Below are 15,804 nucleotides of genomic sequence, written 5' to 3' on the forward strand. Positions count from 1 at the left end.
TTCCTGACGCTAGGGAGCAAGAAACGTCTGCGCAGGAGACAGCGTAATGACGGATTTCCCGATATCCGGCGCCCTCGCCTTGCGTAGCTCTTCCAAAGACTGATGAAAAACCTTGAGTCTGACCTCTCGTGTGCCGTCAGAGTGACGCCAACGCTCGAATGCCAGCACGGTATTGGGTGCCGTAGAATCCGGTTGATCCGCAAAGGACCAGCCAACACCAAACAGCGCCATCATGGCAGCCAGATTGGTGTCGTGCCCTGCCAGAACCAGTACCTTCGTTGAAGGCAGGATGCCCGGAATCGCATATACAAGCTTATCCGAAAGAAATGCGCGAATACTCTCCGCCATTATGCCATTCCGCGCTCGCGCATATTCTGGAAGACGGCGCAGAAGGTGATTTTCTGCTTCATGCGCTGGCATGACTGTCTCAAGAACATGTGGGACGTCCTTCTCGGCAATCCCGAAATCCGTTAGCGACATTCCCTCAGCATATGTCAGCAACAGACTTTCTGCCGCCATTCCGCCCGTTACAAATCCGCCCTTGAGACGAGGCATTCCCTTTTTCCACTCAAGGGTCGTAGAAGTGGTCAAGCATTGAGACGACACAGGTTTCTCTATGCACCCCTTCGGAGCCAGAAGTCCCTGAAGAGCCTTCAAGGCTGCATCAGAATCAGGCTCAGGCAACGTGGTCTTGGCTGTTTCAAATTCACGTTCAAGCGCAGCAGAATCAACTGACCCCGCCTGACTTCCAAGTGCATTAAAAACCAGATCAATGGCTGTAGATGCCCAACCCGCCTGCAAAGAACATCCGGGCGCAATTTCCTTTGCCCAGACTTCGCCTGTCTGTCTCGTTCTGTGATCGGCCGTATCCGCCCAGACAACAGTTTCCTGTTTCACCGTCTGACAGGACTGCGAAGACTGGAACAGGGCCGTCTGGCTGTAGTTCTCCCGAACTGCCTGCACCATTGCTCCCAAAGCTTCAGCACCATGATCCGTCATCTCTCCTGGGGCGACAGACCACACCGGCCACGCATGCCCGGTACGGCGCTGCATTTCCTGCGGTGAGACGGTAGGACTGCGGATGCCATGCCGCCCTAGAAAAACGACCTTTTCCAGAACATCTCCCTGCGTCTGAGAGGCACATCCTCCCAGAGCGAAGAGAACAACGAGCGAGCAAATCCGGCGGATCATGGCATCGTTGCGGTCATGTTGAAGAAGACGCTCCGGCCTGCGATGCGCCAGAACAGCGGCGCATCTCCGTAAGACTGGGTGCCAGCATAATCACTGATCGAGCGATTATTAAAGAGATTTGCAATCTTGATGCTCGGCGTCACGTCTCTGAAAAATGAACCGATATGATGAATGCGCCAGCCCATGGCAAGATCAGCAGTGACCGTGCTGCCAATTTTATACTGATTTTTGAAAACCGTATCGCCCGCATCATCCGTCGTGCTGTCCAGCCCCCAATGATTGCCCGTATATTTACCCATGAGGGAAAAATATGGTCCGTGATCGCTTTCATAGAGCAGACCGAAGGAGGCTAGTGCATTGGGCGTCTGCGCTACGCGCACGTGGCTGTGCTTGTATTTCGCGTCATTCACACTGTAATTTCCATACAGGGAAAAACCGTAGCCGATGACATACTGGCCTTCGAGCTCAATCCCTCGATAAACTGCGCCACCACTGTTCACATATGTCGATGTCGTACCGATATTGGGAACCTGGATCTGCGCGGCGGCAATATAGTTTGAGAAATTAATGTAATATCCGTCCAGAGACAGCATCCAGTTGCGTCCATGATACACCGACCCGACCTGATAATTCATGGTCGTTTCAGGCTTCACGTTGCCAACAGAACTCACCTGAAAAACAGACAGTGGCGGAGCAAGGAAGCCACGAGCAACCTGCGCATACGCACTCCAGTTTTTCATAATACGTTGGTTTATCGCAATGGATGGCTGCCATGAGCCATAGTTTTGCGTATCTTTCAGTGGAAGCTTTGTCCCCTTGTTAATTCCTGCATCATAGTCTCTTTTGAAAATGGAATATTTTACACCCGGCTTAATTGTTGCGCCTGCCCACGGGTGAATATCCAGCTCTAAATAAGGCTGAATTGTCGTGTTCAGATCCGAGATATCATAACTGAATGCAGAACCAGTTTTCCCAGGAACGGGAGCAGAATTCTGACTTAGATCGATAGCATAGGTATAACGACGGTCTTTCTGAACATCTGCCCAGACACCCAGCAACACGTCACCATACGTTGTATGGCCCTTTAACCGCAGGGTGTCGCCATATGTCCTGTAACGAGCGTCAGCATATTTTCCGGGAATGTCATTCGCATAAGTCGCAACCTTTTTCCCAGCGGCATTGTAAAATGTTACGCCGTTCGCCGCAGCACTTCTCTGGCTTGCATCTGTGCTTTCTGAATAATCGTGCTCAAAGCCACTCGTATAAATCTGATTTTCAAGCGTCAGCCAGGATAATAGCTTTGTTTTAAGCGAGATATAATCAAAGTCAGACGTGTAAACGCTTGGCTGATATCCATAATAACATTGCTTGGATGGATCGTTGCAAAGCCCGTAATTTTTTCCGTATGTTTTATAGTCTGCCAGCGTCGCACCCTGGGTCGTGTACTGCCATTCCTTGTTATATGTCGTCTCAATGGTCAGTGTTGTTTCCGGGGCAAGATCAACAACATCCTTGAACATCAGGTTGCTGCGGCGCTCTGAAGAGTTGGTCAGATAACCATTGGTTTCTTCATGCTGCATATCAATAAAGGCACGACCCATTCTGGTTTTGCCTGTATCAAATTCAATACCGCCAGCACGCGTATTAAAACTACCATAAGTGCCGTAGAGCGTTGTTCCCATTCGGGCAGCAGGATTTTTAGACGTAAATCCCATAGTGCCGCCAAATGTCGCATTTCCCATCGTTGACGCTGTGCCCGGACCACGGTCAATCTGCGCTTCACCAAGGAAGTGGGAAATAAATAGCGCAGACGTCGTGTGCCCCAGATCTGTGGCATCTCCAAAAGGGATGCCGTCAAACGTCATATTATACTGACCATCCTGGAAACCACGGAGACTCATGGCCTCAGCTTTGCCCATCCCTGGGCCGTTGGGATTCTGGGAATACACGCTGGGCTGGAACTGAATAATATCGTCGACGCTTGCAAGCGGAATAATATTATTCGTCAAAAACCCTGACTGAATTTTTGATGTCGGTTGCGCAATGTCTAACGGAACCGTTGCGGGAGCGATACGTGATGCGTGACCGAGAACAGTCAGTTTTTCAACTTTCGGTGTTTCTTTGACAGTCTTCTTTTTATCGTCCGGATGAGCAACATCCGCAGCGTATGTCACTGACCCAAAAAGAATCGCTCCTGTTACAAGCCCTGTAGACAGTGCGAGACTTTTTCGAACGTTTTTCATGGAAATCGCGTGCTCCCGTGGAAGAGAAGACGCTCATTACTCATGCTTTCCGGTACTGAAAACCTGTATTACCGCTTCGTCATGGAAGCTTCATACAGGTTACTCAAAAATGTCATACTTATTGTGTAATATTTCTTGGTCCCAACATCAGGGGAGCGGTCTTTTATCCGCAATCGGGTCGATTTTCGGCTCGGTTAAAGGGCCGGAATCGACAACAATGACAAGGTCTCCAGCGAGAGGAGTCTGTTCCCGATCTTTTGGCAACAGAGCTGAAAACCTTGGATCATAACTTGCAGCCTGCTCGTAAAGAGCATCGATCAACCCATAATGATCCATGAAATGGTTCATTGTCGCTGGAATGCGAATGCACCCTTCGGAAGCAGGATGTCCGAGGCGCCATTCAAGAAACTGCGGGTCTGTTGCATGAATTTCCAGTCTGATCTGCCCGGTTTCATGCTTGGGCAGCCAACCTTTCATGGCCGTTTGCCACCCCATATCCCAGACGCGGGAGCCTTTGGCACCGATACCGCGAATTCCATATTTATTTTTGGTACCTTCTGCACGGTAGCCTAGGCGATCGGCTGTATTCTGAAAAACTCCGACAGGGGTAATATAATAGTATTTACGGCCGGTGGTTCCGGTGGAGACAGGTGTTCCTCCGATGGAAACCCATGGTTCGTCTGGAAGCGCCAGAACAAAGTCCAGATGCTGTACTTTTTCATTACGGTCCACAACCATGATGAGTTGCGGACGCGAAATTGGCAAACCTGTCTTTGACAGCTCGTCCTTGGCCAGGGAAACAAATGCCTCACGGCGCTCTGGTTTGTATGTTGAAAAACCCTTTACGGTTTTCACCATCATTTTTTCCAGGCGCGCTGCTTCCTTATGAGCTTCTGCATTGGTGACAACGGGAAGCGGTGGAATATTTACCGGCGGGATTTCCGGCACCGTATCAGTCGGTGGATTAATGGCCGCCGGAGGAACAGACGCATCATCAATGACGCCCGTTGCTGCCACTGCCTGCGGGCTTCCCTTGGAAGCCGTATCCGTCTGCGCGCAGGCTGTGAGAGGAAGAACGCCTCCTCCCAGAGCCGTCACCATCATCAAAAGCCGGAAAGAAGAAGACAGTCTGAAAGCAGGCGACATAACTGAAGTGACCCTCGGTTCAACGTGAAGAAATGAACGCGGGGGAACGACAGATCGTCCAGCGTTCAGCGGAAGACGCGACGCCTTAACGTTACGTCTTCCGAAAAAGATCAAAGATCGAGAAGAAGTCGTCGCGGATCTTCAACCAACTGTTTTACGCGAACAAGGAAGCTTACAGCTTCCCGCCCATCTACAATGCGATGATCATAAGACAATGCCACATACATCATGGGGCGAACAACAATCTGCCCATCACGCACAACCGGACGATCCTGGATGGCGTGCATACCCAAAATGCCCGACTGCGGAGTGTTCAGGATCGGCGTTGAAAGAAGTGATCCGAAAATACCGCCATTCGTGATCGAGAAGCTGCCGTGTGACAGTTCGTCCAGTTTGAGAGACCCCACACGAGCACGCTTGCCGTAATCCGCAATGCGGCGCTCCAGTTCGGCAAAGCTCATCTGATCGGCATCGTGAAGGACAGGAACAACCAGTCCCCGTTCGGTACCGACAGCGATCCCGAGGTTAACGAAATCCCGATAAACGATTTCATCCCCTTCGATCTGGGCATTCAGGGCAGGATAATCGCGAAGCGCCCCGACAACGGCTCTGGCAAAAAAGGACATGAAACCCAACCGGGCACCATCATGCTTTTTTTCAAACTCATCCCGATATTCAGCGCGCAGAGCCTTGGCAGCCGACATATCGATTTCATTGAACGTCGTCAGGATTGCGGCAGTGTTCTGTGCCGCTTTCAGATTCCGTGCAATCGTCTGTCGCAGTCGCGACATTGGAACCCGACGCTCTCTCGGATCATCAATCCCCGATGCCGCGGAAACCTGAGGCTCAGCAAATGTCGGCTTGGGAGCAGGTTTTGGTTCGGGTGGTGACTCAACAACAGGGGCGACAGGTTCAGGACGCACCGCCTCTACCGGCGGAGCAACAGGTGCTACAGCCGCAACCGGAGCTTCAGCCGTTTCGTCGATCTCACCCAGAAGACCACCAATCTCCACTTCTGTTCCCAGTGGGATGCAGTTCTCCAGACGCCCGGCGGAAGGTGCCGTAACTTCAACGCTGACCTTGTCCGTCTCAAGTTCGACGATCGTCTCGTCATGCTGAACGTAATCACCCGCCTGCTTCAGCCAGCGCGCGACAGTCGCGGTCGTCAGGCTTTCTCCCAGCGCCGGCACCCGGATCTCGACCGCCATCGTCTCTCCTCACTTGCACAAACATCCCGATCAGGGGATGGATCTCTTCTAACTCTCATTCCGCCGGATGCCCGACAGGGTAACTGAAGCAGGATAGTGCATCTTGATCCTGAACGGGAGACAGGAACTATCCCTATGCCGGGACTTTGAAAAATGAAGCAAAGGACGCCGACATGACCTACCCGTCTGATACCCCCCCGTTTTTAGCCTCAGATCACCTTTCCCGCCGCACACATGATATCCTGACCGCACGCCTCGAAGAGGACGCCTCAGCCGTTCCACGGACCCTTTCCACAACGGCTTTCACGGTTCTGGAACGCCTCGTGTCCGTTCTTCTGCCTCAGGAGGACATTCTGGGCCAACAGACTCTCAATCTTGCTTTACGGGTCGATATGGCACTGAGCGGCCCGCGTGACGGCTGGCGTTTCGCAGAGCTTCCTCCCGACATTCAGGCTTGGGAACAGGCCCTGCTCACCCTGAGTGATCTGTCGATTTCACAATTTGATCGTCCTTTTTCTCAACTTGAGGACAATGCCGTCGAAATTTTTCTGGACGGCATGGGAGAGGGAAAGGTGGGTCTGGATGCACCGCGCCGTCTGACACCGCCGCAGATGCAGAAATGGGCCCTCGATCTGCGGGCAGACGTTATTGAGTGTTTTCTAGCTGATCCCCGCGTTCAGGACAGACTTGGAATGTCTGCCAACCTGAACGGGGGAGATGAAAGATTTCAGGGCTTTGAAACCGTTCAGGCTAATGAGCGTGAAGACTTCGAGCCCGTCACAAAAATCTCCTCCGCAGCATAAGGCGAACCTGAAGAATGAAGACTTATGCCGAGACGGATATTCTGGACGTCATTGTTATTGGAAGTGGTGCAGGCGGAGCGCCTCTGGCCGCACGTCTCGCCCAGGCCGGCAAAAGCGTTCTTGTGCTGGAAGCCGGTCCGAAATTTACGCCCGCGCACTATACATCTGACGAAATCGAAGCACGCGAAATCTACTGGCTTAACGAACGTCTCTCTGGTGGCCGCAATCCTCAGCCCTTCGGCGGCAACAATAGCGGAACCGGTGTCGGCGGATCACTCCTGCACTACGGTGCCTTCCTCCCCCGCCCTGACGCGCGCGATTTTCAGCTTCACACCGAGACCGGTCGCAGCGTGGACTGGCCTTTCCGGTATGAAGAACTGCTTCCCTACATTGAGGAAGTAGAAGCTTTCATCGGAGTCTCTGGACCAGCCCAGTATCCATGGGACTCCTCGCGGCAGTACGCCTATGCGCCGCCGCCAGCCAATCCCGCAGCCATAAAAATGCGGGAAGCCTGTGATGCGGTCGGCCTTCGCCATGCTGACGGCCCGACCGCATTGATTACACGCTCCTTCAATCAGCCTCATTTTGGCGAACGAAAGGGCTGTGTCAGTTGCGGGGCCTGCCATCAGGGATGCCGGAACGGGGCCAAGTCAGGCACTGATAACACGTGGCTTCCATTAGCTGTTGCCTATGGCGCCGAAATCCGGCCGGGGTGTTTTGTTCATACCATTGAGACGGATCAGGCAGGTCGCGTCACAGGCGTGGTCTACAAGCAGAACGGTCAGGATATCCGTCAACGGTGTGAGAAACTGGTTCTGTCCGCCGGCGCTGTCGAAACTGCCCGTCTTCTTTTGCATAATGGGCTCGCCAACAGCTCAGGGCAGGTTGGGGAAAATTACATGACCCATATCTCAACCCAGATCTGGGGCGAGATTGACCAGGAAGTCCGTCCCAACCGTGGCTACCCCTCCCTGACGATCACCGAAGACATGATGCGTCCGAAAGATGCGGATTTTGCTGGCGGTTATCTGATCCAGTCCCTTGGCATGATGCCCCTTACCTGGGCCTCGAACATCGCACGCGGTTCCACACGTCGTGGGGCAGATTTGGTCCGGACTCTTGCGGGATATAATCGCAGCATTGGCATGGGAATTCACGGAGACTGTATGCCCAGCCCCGAGAACCGCGTTGTGTTGTCGGACGAAAAAGACAGCTTCGGCATCCCGAAGCCCCTCATTACCCACAGCTACGGTCCTAACGAACTCGCCATGCATGCGCATGCTTCCCGCCTGTTGACCCGGATGTGGCAAGCCATTGGCGCCCGGGACCTTCGCATTCTGGATCGGGCTGCCCATATGATGGGCACGGCGCGCATGGGGAAAGATTCCGGCTCCGCTGTTGTCACCCCTTACGGGCAGAGCTTTGACATCGACAATCTGTGGATCAGCGATCACTCCACATTCCCAAGCGCCACCGCTGCCAATCCGGCTCTCACAATCATGGCCCTCTCCCTACGCACTGCGGATGCCATGCTGACCCATTGATCTATATCAAAGTCACGTCACCAAGCGCGTGAGGCTTGACACTCCTTTGCGCGCTCCGGTAATTCAGCTGTGACTTCCTGGTGGTTATCAGCCGCCCGGTCTCCTTTCCTAACCGGATGACGTTTGCTTCCGATGCCACGCCCTGAAAGGCGCCTGACGTCCGGAGCCTCTGTTCTGATCATTCTGTATCAGGCAGGCACATCCTTCCCCCATAAGGTTTGCCCCAAGGGCACATAAGGCGCGTTTTTCATGCATCTCGCCGAACTCAAGAAAAAATCTCCGGCCGATCTGCTGGCTTATGCAGAGGAACTGGAGATCGAGAACGTCTCGTCCATGCGCAAGCAGGACATCATGTTTGCTATCCTCAAAACCCTCGCCGAGCGCGATCAGGCCATCTATGGCGAGGGAACGCTGGAAATCCTGCCGGACGGTTTCGGCTTCCTGCGTAGCCCGGAAGCCAATTATCTTCCCGGCCCGGACGACATCTACATTTCCCCGACGCAGGTCCGCCGTTTCGGTCTGCGCCCCGGTGATACGGTTGAAGGCCAGATCCGCGCCCCGCGCGATGGCGAGCGTTATTTCGCGCTCCTCAAGGTCAACACCATCAACTTCGAAGACCCGGACGTTGTCCGGACGCGTATCAACTTCGATAACCTGACGCCGCTCTACCCTGAGCGTCGCCTGAAGATGGAAGTTGAACAGTCCGAACCTGCTGTTTCCGACACCTCTCCCCGCAGCAAGGGCAAGAAAGACCAGCGCGACTATACGCCGCGCGTCATCGATCTTGTCACGCCGATCGGCATGGGCCAGCGCGCCCTGATCGTCGCTCCGCCGCGTACGGGTAAAACCGTGATGCTCCAGAGCATCGCAGCCTCTATTTCCGCAAACCATCCGGAAGTCTTCCTGATCGTTCTTCTGATCGACGAACGCCCGGAAGAAGTGACGGACATGGCCCGTTCGGTGCGCGGTGAAGTCGTTTCCTCCACCTTCGATGAACCGGCAACACGCCATGTGCAGGTGACGGAAATGGTTCTCGAAAAGGCGAAGCGCCTCGTCGAACACAAGCGTGACGTCGTGATCCTTCTGGATTCCATCACCCGTCTGGCTCGTGCCTACAACACCGTTGTGCCGTCATCCGGCAAGGTGCTGACCGGCGGTGTGGACGCTAACGCCCTGCAGCGTCCAAAGCGCTTCTTCGGTGCAGCCCGTAACATCGAAGAAGGTGGCTCGCTCACCATCATCGCCACCGCGCTGATCGATACCGGTTCGCGTATGGACGAAGTGATTTTCGAAGAGTTCAAGGGCACCGGTAACGCCGAACTCATCCTGGATCGCAAGCTGGCTGACAAGCGTACCTTCCCTGCTATCGACATCACCAAGTCGGGCACGCGTAAGGAAGAACTTCTTGTTGACCGCGCCGAGCTGTCCAAGATGTGGGTTCTGCGTCGTATCCTCGCGCCGATGGGCACGATGGATGCCATGGACTTCCTGCTGGACAAACTGAAGTACAGCAAATCCAACCACGACTTCTTTGAAGCCATGAATAATTAATCGTATTCTGGTTCATGCAATAAAAAAGGGGAGCTTCCGCTCCCCTTTTTTATTGCCGTTTTCAGTCACCTTTTTCGAGATCAAGAAGGATTTTCTTGTCTTCAACACCATTCAACCCGGAATAGCTACCTAGCCCGGTTGCCCCTACGACACGATGACAAGGGATGAGAACCGGAATTGGATTGGCCCCCATAGCCCCACCGATAGACCGTGCCGAGCCACCGGCCTGAGCAGCGATCTCAGCGTAGGTCCGGGTTTCTCCATAGGGGATTTCCAGAATGGCTTTCCAGATTTTCTGGCGGTAAGGCGTTCCATAAGGCAAGAACGGAAGCTCGCTGAAATCGACCCTTTCCCCGTCAAAATACTTCTCGAGCAGGTCTCGGACTTTTATCAACAGGGGCGTCTCTTCCTGATCGCGCCCCCATCCCCAATCGAGAGCAACAATATGCCCGTCATCTTCACTGATGGTCAGGGCTCCGAGGGGGGAATGACAGGAAAGCTGTGGCATACAGAGACGCTGCCCCATCCGTCGGAAAGCGTCAATCATGCTTCCCTAAAAGAGTCCCCCAGAAAAAAGCGTATGCGTGTCACGCATATGCCGGGAGGCCGGTATTCTCAAATAACATATGGGATCATTTTTGTATGATTTCCTGAAATATTACGCAATTTGTTGAGAAACTGCCATTTTCTGTGTCAAAACTGCGACAGAGAATAAAGCTGTTTGATTGTTAGTTATTAAGAACAATTCTCATCTAGTTAAGTCAGCGATTTTACGAGCATAATGCTCACGGAAACGTCAGAGGCTCAGTTTTCTACAAACAATAAAATAAGGAGTAGTAAGTTCTCGTGATGCTGGTTTTCCAGACGACTTGAGAAACTGAGGGCACCTTGGACCCAAGAGGCGCTTATCAGGACTTGATTAGTCTGAATACCAGTAACAGGAACAGTCTTTGCAAAAAGGACAGTCGGATCATGGTTTCTGGTCTACTGACGCCGATCAACATTACGAAGAAGCGCCTTCTGGGCTGCGCTGCCGCTCTGGCATTCTGCGCCGCCTCTCCTGTCGCCCTAGCCGAGGACACAGGGACCGCCATTACAAATGCCGACCAACATCCCGGTGACTGGATGAGCTATGGCCGGACCTATTCAGAGCAGCGCTACAGCCCGCTGGACCAGATCACCAAGGAAAATGCCGGCAATCTGAAGCTGGCATGGCACTATGATCTGGATACCAATCGTGGGCAGGAAGGCACACCGCTGATCGTTGATGGCGTCATGTACGCCACCACCAACTGGAGCAAGATGAAAGCTCTGGATGCGGCAACGGGCAAACTGCTGTGGTCCTATGACCCAAAGGTTCCGGGCAACATTGCTGACCGTGGCTGCTGCGACACGGTCAGCCGTGGCGCCGCCTACTGGAACGGCAAGGTCTATTTCGGCACGTTTGACGGTCGTCTGATCGCCCTGGATGCCAAAACCGGCAAGCTGGTCTGGAGCGTCTACACCATCCCGAAGGAAGCTCAGCTGGGCCACCAGCGCTCCTATACCGTGGATGGCGCCCCCCGTATTGCCAAGGGCAAGGTCCTGATCGGCAACGGTGGTGCAGAGTTCGGTGCTCGTGGCTTCGTGTCCGCCTTTGATGCTGAGACCGGCAAGCTGGACTGGCGCTTCTTTACGGTGCCGAACCCCGACAACAAGCCCGATGGAGCCGCTTCGGACGACATTCTGATGTCCAAGGCTTATCCGACCTGGGGCAAGAACGGTGCCTGGAAACAGCAGGGCGGCGGTGGAACCGTCTGGGATTCTCTCGTTTATGACCCTGTAACGGACCTCGTCTATCTGGCAGTCGGTAACGGTTCGCCATGGAACTACAAGTTCCGCTCTGAAGGAAAGGGTAACAACCTCTTCCTCGGCAGCATCGTGGCTATCAACCCTGATACCGGCAAATACGTCTGGCATTTCCAGGAAACGCCAATGGACCAGTGGGATTATACCTCAGTCCAGCAGATCATGGCGCTCGACATGCCGATCAATGGCGAAATGCGCCATGTGCTCGTTCATGCACCAAAGAACGGCTTCTTCTACATCATTGATGCCAAGAGCGGTAAGTTCATCACCGGCAAGCCCTATACCTACGAAAACTGGGCCACTGGTCTGGATCCGGTAACGGGCCGTCCAAACTATGTGCCTGATGCACTTTGGACTCTGACGGGTAAGCCATGGGTCGGTATTCCGGGTGAACTGGGTGGGCATAACTTTGCCGCCATGGCCTACAGCCCGAAGACGAAGCTGGTTTACATCCCCGCTCAGCAGATTCCACTCATGTATGACGGCCAGAAAGGCGGCTTCAAGGCATATCACGATGCCTGGAACCTTGGTCTCGACATGAACAAGATCGGCCTTTTCGACGACAACGATCCCGCGCATGTCGCCGCAAAGAAGGACTTCCTGAAAGTTCTCAAAGGTTGGACAGTTGCCTGGGATCCGGAAAAGATGGAACCCGTCTTTACGATCAACCATAAGGGCCCGTGGAACGGCGGTATTCTGGCCACAGCTGGCAACGTAATCTTCCAGGGCCTCGCAAACGGCGAATTCCATGCCTACGATGCCACGAACGGGAATGACCTCTATTCCTTCCCGGCTCAGAGCGCCATCATCGCCCCTCCGGTGACATACATGGCCCACGGCAAGCAGTATGTTGCTGTGGAAGTGGGTTGGGGCGGTATCTATCCATTCCTGTATGGCGGGGTAGCCCGCACCTCCGGATGGACAGTCAATCATTCCCGCGTGATTGCCTTCTCGCTTGACGGCAAGGACAGCCTACCACCGAAGAACGAGCTGGGCTTCACGCCTGTCAAACCGGTTCCGACCTATGACGAAGCCCGTCAGAAGAACGGATACTTCCTGTATCAGACCTTCTGCTCAGCCTGCCATGGCGACAATGCGATCTCGGGTGGTGTGCTGCCTGATCTCCGCTGGTCTGGTGCCCCACGTGGCAAGGAAAGCTTCTACAAGCTTGTCGGTCGCGGTGCTTTGACGGCCTACGGCATGGACCGTTTCGACACTTCCATGACGCCTGACCAGATCGAGGACATCCGCAACTTCATCGTGAAGCGTGCCAACGAGTCCTACGATGATGAAGTGAAGGCTCGTCAGAATTCAACAGGCGTTCCGGGCGATCAGTTCCTCAATGTCCCGCAGTCCACGGCCGATATTCCGACCGCGGATCACCCCTGAGGCAGCGGTACGTATCAAGGAGCACGTGACATGCTGAACGCATTAACTCGGGACAGACTGGTATCTGAGATGAAACAGGGATGGAAACTCGCGGCCGCAATTGGCCTAATGGCAGTGTCTTTTGGCGCTGCCCATGCCCAGGACGCTGACGACGCTCTGATCAAGCGCGGAGCTTACGTGGCCCGTCTGTCTGACTGCGTAGCCTGCCATACAGCGCTACATGGTCAGCCTTTTGCTGGCGGTCTGGAGATCAAGAGCCCGATCGGCACGATCTACTCCACCAACATCACGCCAGACCCGAAATACGGGATTGGCAGCTACACGCTTGAAGATTTCACGAAGGCGATCCGCAAGGGTATCCGTAAGGACGGCGCGACGGTTTATCCGGCCATGCCGTATCCTGAGTTTGCCCGTCTGTCTGATGACGACATCAAGGCCATGTACGCCTTCTTCATGCATGGCGTGAAGCCAGTCGCCCTTCAGAACAAGCAGCCGGACATCTCCTGGCCGATGAACATGCGCTGGCCGCTGGCCATCTGGCGCGCCATGTTTGTTCCAACCGTTACACCTGGTCTCGACAAGAGCATTTCCGATCCGGAAGTGGCCCGTGGTGAATACCTCGTGAACGGCCCAGGCCATTGTGGCGAATGTCATACGCCTCGTGGCATGGCCATGCAGGTCAAGGGTTATACGGCCAAGGACGGCAATGCTTACCTCTCCGGTGGGGCACCAATCGACAACTGGATTGCTCCAAGCCTGCGCAGCAACAGTGACACAGGTCTGGGTCGCTGGTCGGAAGATGACATTGCCGAATTCCTGAAGAGCGGCCGTATCGACCATTCTGCCGTCTTCGGTGGTATGGCTGACGTGGTGGCCTACAGCACACAGCATTGGAGCGACGACGACCTGCACGCAACAGCCAAGTACCTGAAGAGCATGCCGGTCGTTCCGGAAGGCAAGAACTTTGGTCAGGATGACGGCAAGGCCACAGCCCTGCTCGAGGCTGGCGGCAAGGGCGACGCGGGTGCAGAAGTTTACCTGCACAACTGCGCCATCTGCCATATGAACGATGGTACCGGTGTCAACCGTATGTTCCCGCCTCTGGCTGGCAACCCTGTTGTCATTACCGACAATGCAACTTCGATGGCCAACATCGTGACCTTTGGCGGCATTCTGCCTCCAACGAACACGGCCCCATCTGCTGTTGCCATGCCGGGCTTCCGCGATCACCTGTCTGACCAGCAGATCGCAGATGCCGTCAACTTCATGCGTAAGAGCTGGGGCAACCAGGCTCCGGGCACACTGTCTGCAGCAGACATCCGCAAGCTCCGCACAACGGGCGCTCCGGTTTCCACAGCAGGCTGGAACGTCTCTTCCAAGGGTTGGATGGCGTACATGCCGCAGCCTTATGGCGAAGGTTGGACCTTCTCCCCGCAGACCCATACAGGTGTGGACGAAGCTCAATAAGCTTCTCTTAACCGTATCAGTCTGAACAGAAACGGGCGGCTCGGTAACGGGTCGCCCGTTTTCTTTTATGCACAGGCCAATTTCACATCACAGCATCCTGCATTACATAAGGGGCATGAGCCCCTTTTCTTCTTCAACGTCCCAGGTCATTTTTGCTGTGGCTACAGGTGCCGGCCGCGCGGCTATTGCCATTATGCGCGCCAGCGGACCAGGAAGCGCGAATGTTCTCCAAAGCCTCTGTGGCTCCCTGCCAGAACCTCGACGCGCCAGTCTGCGCAATCTTCGCCATCAGGGCGAGGTGCTTGATCATGCCGTAGTTCTCTGGCTGCCCGGTCCAAAGTCCTATACGGGGGAAGACGGGTTTGAACTCCACCTTCACGCCGGACCAGCCGTTATTGCGCGCGTTGCGGATGCGCTGACTGATCTGGGCGCACGTCCTGCGGAACCGGGAGAGTTTACAAAACGCGCCGTGCAGAAAGGTCGTCTGGATCTTCTACAAGCTGAAGCCATTGCCGATCTGGTCGATTCCGAGACGGAAAGCCAGCGCAAACAGGCGCTTCAACAGGCAGACGGCGCACTCAGCCGGCTATATGATGGTTGGGCACAACGGCTGCGGCTTGTGCTTGCCCACCAGGAAGCGCTGATTGATTTCCCGGATGAAGACCTTCCGCCCGAAGTTGAAGAGACTCTTCTGGCTGAAATGTCTGCCTTGCATCGCGAAATGTCCGCTCACTTGCAGGACAATCGCGGCGAGCTGATGCGACAGGGTCTGACAGTCGTCATCGCGGGATCTCCGAATGTCGGAAAATCAAGCCTTCTCAATGCCTTATCTGGTTATGATGCAGCAATCGTCACGCATCGCGCAGGAACAACGCGAGACGCCATTGCCGTTGACTGGGTTTTGAATGGTGTCCGCCTTCGCCTGATCGACACAGCCGGCCTTCGTGAGACAGAGGATGAAATCGAGGCCGAAGGCATTCGCCGGGCCTTGTTTCACGTGAAACAGGCAGACGTCATCCTGCATCTGATTGGGCCAGACGAAACTGCGGACGCCCTGTCTGACAATGAAATTGCGGTTCGTACGAAAATCGACATCGCATCTGCCCCGCCGAACATGCTAGGCATCAGCACCCAGACAGGTGACGGGTTGTCGGCACTTCGGTCCGTACTGACTGAACGTGTATCGGCGCTGACCGCTAGTGCCGGTGCACCGCCTCTGACCCGGGCACGCCATCGTGCAGGTATTCAGGAAGCCGTCACTCATCTGGACCGCGCCCAGACTGCCACATGGCCTGAACTGCGCGGCGAGGAGCTTCGCTTGTCCATGCAGGCTCTGGGGCGTCTGACAGGACGTGTTGATGTTGAATCCCTGCTCGATGCAATCTTCGGGCAGTTCTGTATCGGGAAGTAGGTT

General features: G+C 54.6%; 11 protein-coding genes. 6 read left to right on the forward strand and 5 right to left on the reverse strand.

The window, feature by feature from the left end; translation table 11 throughout:
* Positions 1-9 precede the first annotated feature (9 nt).
* The 4 genes from GFR01_RS05895 to sucB form a co-directional block, all read right to left on the reverse strand.
* Positions 10-1,191 (reverse strand): histidine-type phosphatase, encoded by a 1,182-nt coding sequence (locus tag GFR01_RS05895; protein ID WP_099181693.1) that lies wholly within the window; start codon positions 1,189-1,191, stop codon positions 10-12.
* Entirely contained in the window at positions 1,188-3,434 is a 2,247-nt protein-coding gene (locus GFR01_RS05900) for a TonB-dependent receptor (protein WP_099181694.1), read from the reverse strand. Before GFR01_RS05900 ends, GFR01_RS05895 begins: the two co-directional genes overlap by 4 nt.
* A gap of 147 nt (positions 3,435-3,581) precedes the next feature.
* A complete protein-coding gene (locus GFR01_RS05905; protein WP_099181695.1) occupies positions 3,582-4,580 on the reverse strand; it encodes a L,D-transpeptidase in 999 nt (332 codons plus the stop codon).
* Positions 4,581-4,690: 110 nt separating this feature from the next.
* Complete coding sequence (gene sucB, locus GFR01_RS05910) at positions 4,691-5,788, reverse strand: dihydrolipoyllysine-residue succinyltransferase (protein WP_099181696.1); 1,098 nt, start codon at positions 5,786-5,788, stop codon at positions 4,691-4,693.
* 173 nt (positions 5,789-5,961) lie between these two features.
* Between sucB and GFR01_RS05915 the strand changes: the two genes are divergently transcribed.
* From GFR01_RS05915 to rho, 3 genes are all read left to right on the forward strand, one after another.
* On the forward strand, positions 5,962-6,591 hold the full coding sequence (locus GFR01_RS05915) for a gluconate 2-dehydrogenase subunit 3 family protein (protein WP_244902186.1): 630 nt from the start codon (positions 5,962-5,964) through the stop codon (positions 6,589-6,591).
* Positions 6,592-6,605: 14 nt separating this feature from the next.
* Entirely contained in the window at positions 6,606-8,135 is a 1,530-nt protein-coding gene (locus GFR01_RS05920; RefSeq protein WP_099181698.1) for a GMC family oxidoreductase, read from the forward strand.
* Between the two features lie 249 nt (positions 8,136-8,384).
* Positions 8,385-9,686: a transcription termination factor Rho gene (gene rho, locus GFR01_RS05925; protein WP_099181699.1), complete on the forward strand. Its 1,302-nt coding sequence runs from the start codon at positions 8,385-8,387 to the stop codon at positions 9,684-9,686.
* Between the two features lie 61 nt (positions 9,687-9,747).
* Here rho and GFR01_RS05930 read toward each other — a convergent pair whose 3' ends face one another.
* Positions 9,748-10,233, reverse strand: a complete 486-nt coding sequence (locus GFR01_RS05930; RefSeq protein ID WP_099181700.1) for a methylated-DNA--[protein]-cysteine S-methyltransferase — start codon at positions 10,231-10,233, stop codon at positions 9,748-9,750.
* Positions 10,234-10,658: 425 nt separating this feature from the next.
* Between GFR01_RS05930 and GFR01_RS05935 the strand changes: the two genes are divergently transcribed.
* From GFR01_RS05935 to mnmE, 3 genes are all read left to right on the forward strand, one after another.
* Positions 10,659-12,923, forward strand: a complete 2,265-nt coding sequence (locus GFR01_RS05935; RefSeq protein ID WP_099181701.1) for a PQQ-dependent dehydrogenase, methanol/ethanol family — start codon at positions 10,659-10,661, stop codon at positions 12,921-12,923.
* Positions 12,924-12,953: 30 nt separating this feature from the next.
* Positions 12,954-14,390 (forward strand): cytochrome c, encoded by a 1,437-nt coding sequence (locus tag GFR01_RS05940; protein WP_099181702.1) that lies wholly within the window; start codon positions 12,954-12,956, stop codon positions 14,388-14,390.
* Positions 14,391-14,505: 115 nt separating this feature from the next.
* Entirely contained in the window at positions 14,506-15,801 is a 1,296-nt protein-coding gene (gene mnmE / locus GFR01_RS05945; protein WP_099181703.1) for a tRNA uridine-5-carboxymethylaminomethyl(34) synthesis GTPase MnmE, read from the forward strand.
* The last annotated feature ends 3 nt before the right edge of the window (positions 15,802-15,804 follow it).

This window comes from Gluconobacter frateurii, from assembly GCF_002723955.1.
Classification (GTDB): domain Bacteria; phylum Pseudomonadota; class Alphaproteobacteria; order Acetobacterales; family Acetobacteraceae; genus Gluconobacter; species Gluconobacter frateurii.

Bases quoted from the DNA above. Each gene is read 5' to 3' on its own strand.
- sucB (WP_099181696.1), bottom strand. From the start codon at position 5,788: ATGGCGGTCGAGATCCGGGTGCCGGCGCTGGGAGAAAGCCTGACGACC.
- GFR01_RS05940 (WP_099181702.1), top strand. From the start codon at position 12,954: ATGCTGAACGCATTAACTCGGGACAGACTGGTATCTGAGATGAAACAG.
- GFR01_RS05905 (WP_099181695.1), bottom strand. From the start codon at position 4,580: ATGTCGCCTGCTTTCAGACTGTCTTCTTCTTTCCGGCTTTTGATGATG.
- rho (WP_099181699.1), top strand. From the start codon at position 8,385: ATGCATCTCGCCGAACTCAAGAAAAAATCTCCGGCCGATCTGCTGGCT.
- GFR01_RS05935 (WP_099181701.1), top strand. From the start codon at position 10,659: ATGGTTTCTGGTCTACTGACGCCGATCAACATTACGAAGAAGCGCCTT.
- GFR01_RS05915 (WP_244902186.1), top strand. From the start codon at position 5,962: ATGACCTACCCGTCTGATACCCCCCCGTTTTTAGCCTCAGATCACCTT.
- GFR01_RS05930 (WP_099181700.1), bottom strand. From the start codon at position 10,233: ATGATTGACGCTTTCCGACGGATGGGGCAGCGTCTCTGTATGCCACAG.
- mnmE (WP_099181703.1), top strand. From the start codon at position 14,506: ATGAGCCCCTTTTCTTCTTCAACGTCCCAGGTCATTTTTGCTGTGGCT.
- GFR01_RS05920 (WP_099181698.1), top strand. From the start codon at position 6,606: ATGAAGACTTATGCCGAGACGGATATTCTGGACGTCATTGTTATTGGA.
- GFR01_RS05895 (WP_099181693.1), bottom strand. From the start codon at position 1,191: ATGATCCGCCGGATTTGCTCGCTCGTTGTTCTCTTCGCTCTGGGAGGA.
- GFR01_RS05900 (WP_099181694.1), bottom strand. From the start codon at position 3,434: ATGAAAAACGTTCGAAAAAGTCTCGCACTGTCTACAGGGCTTGTAACA.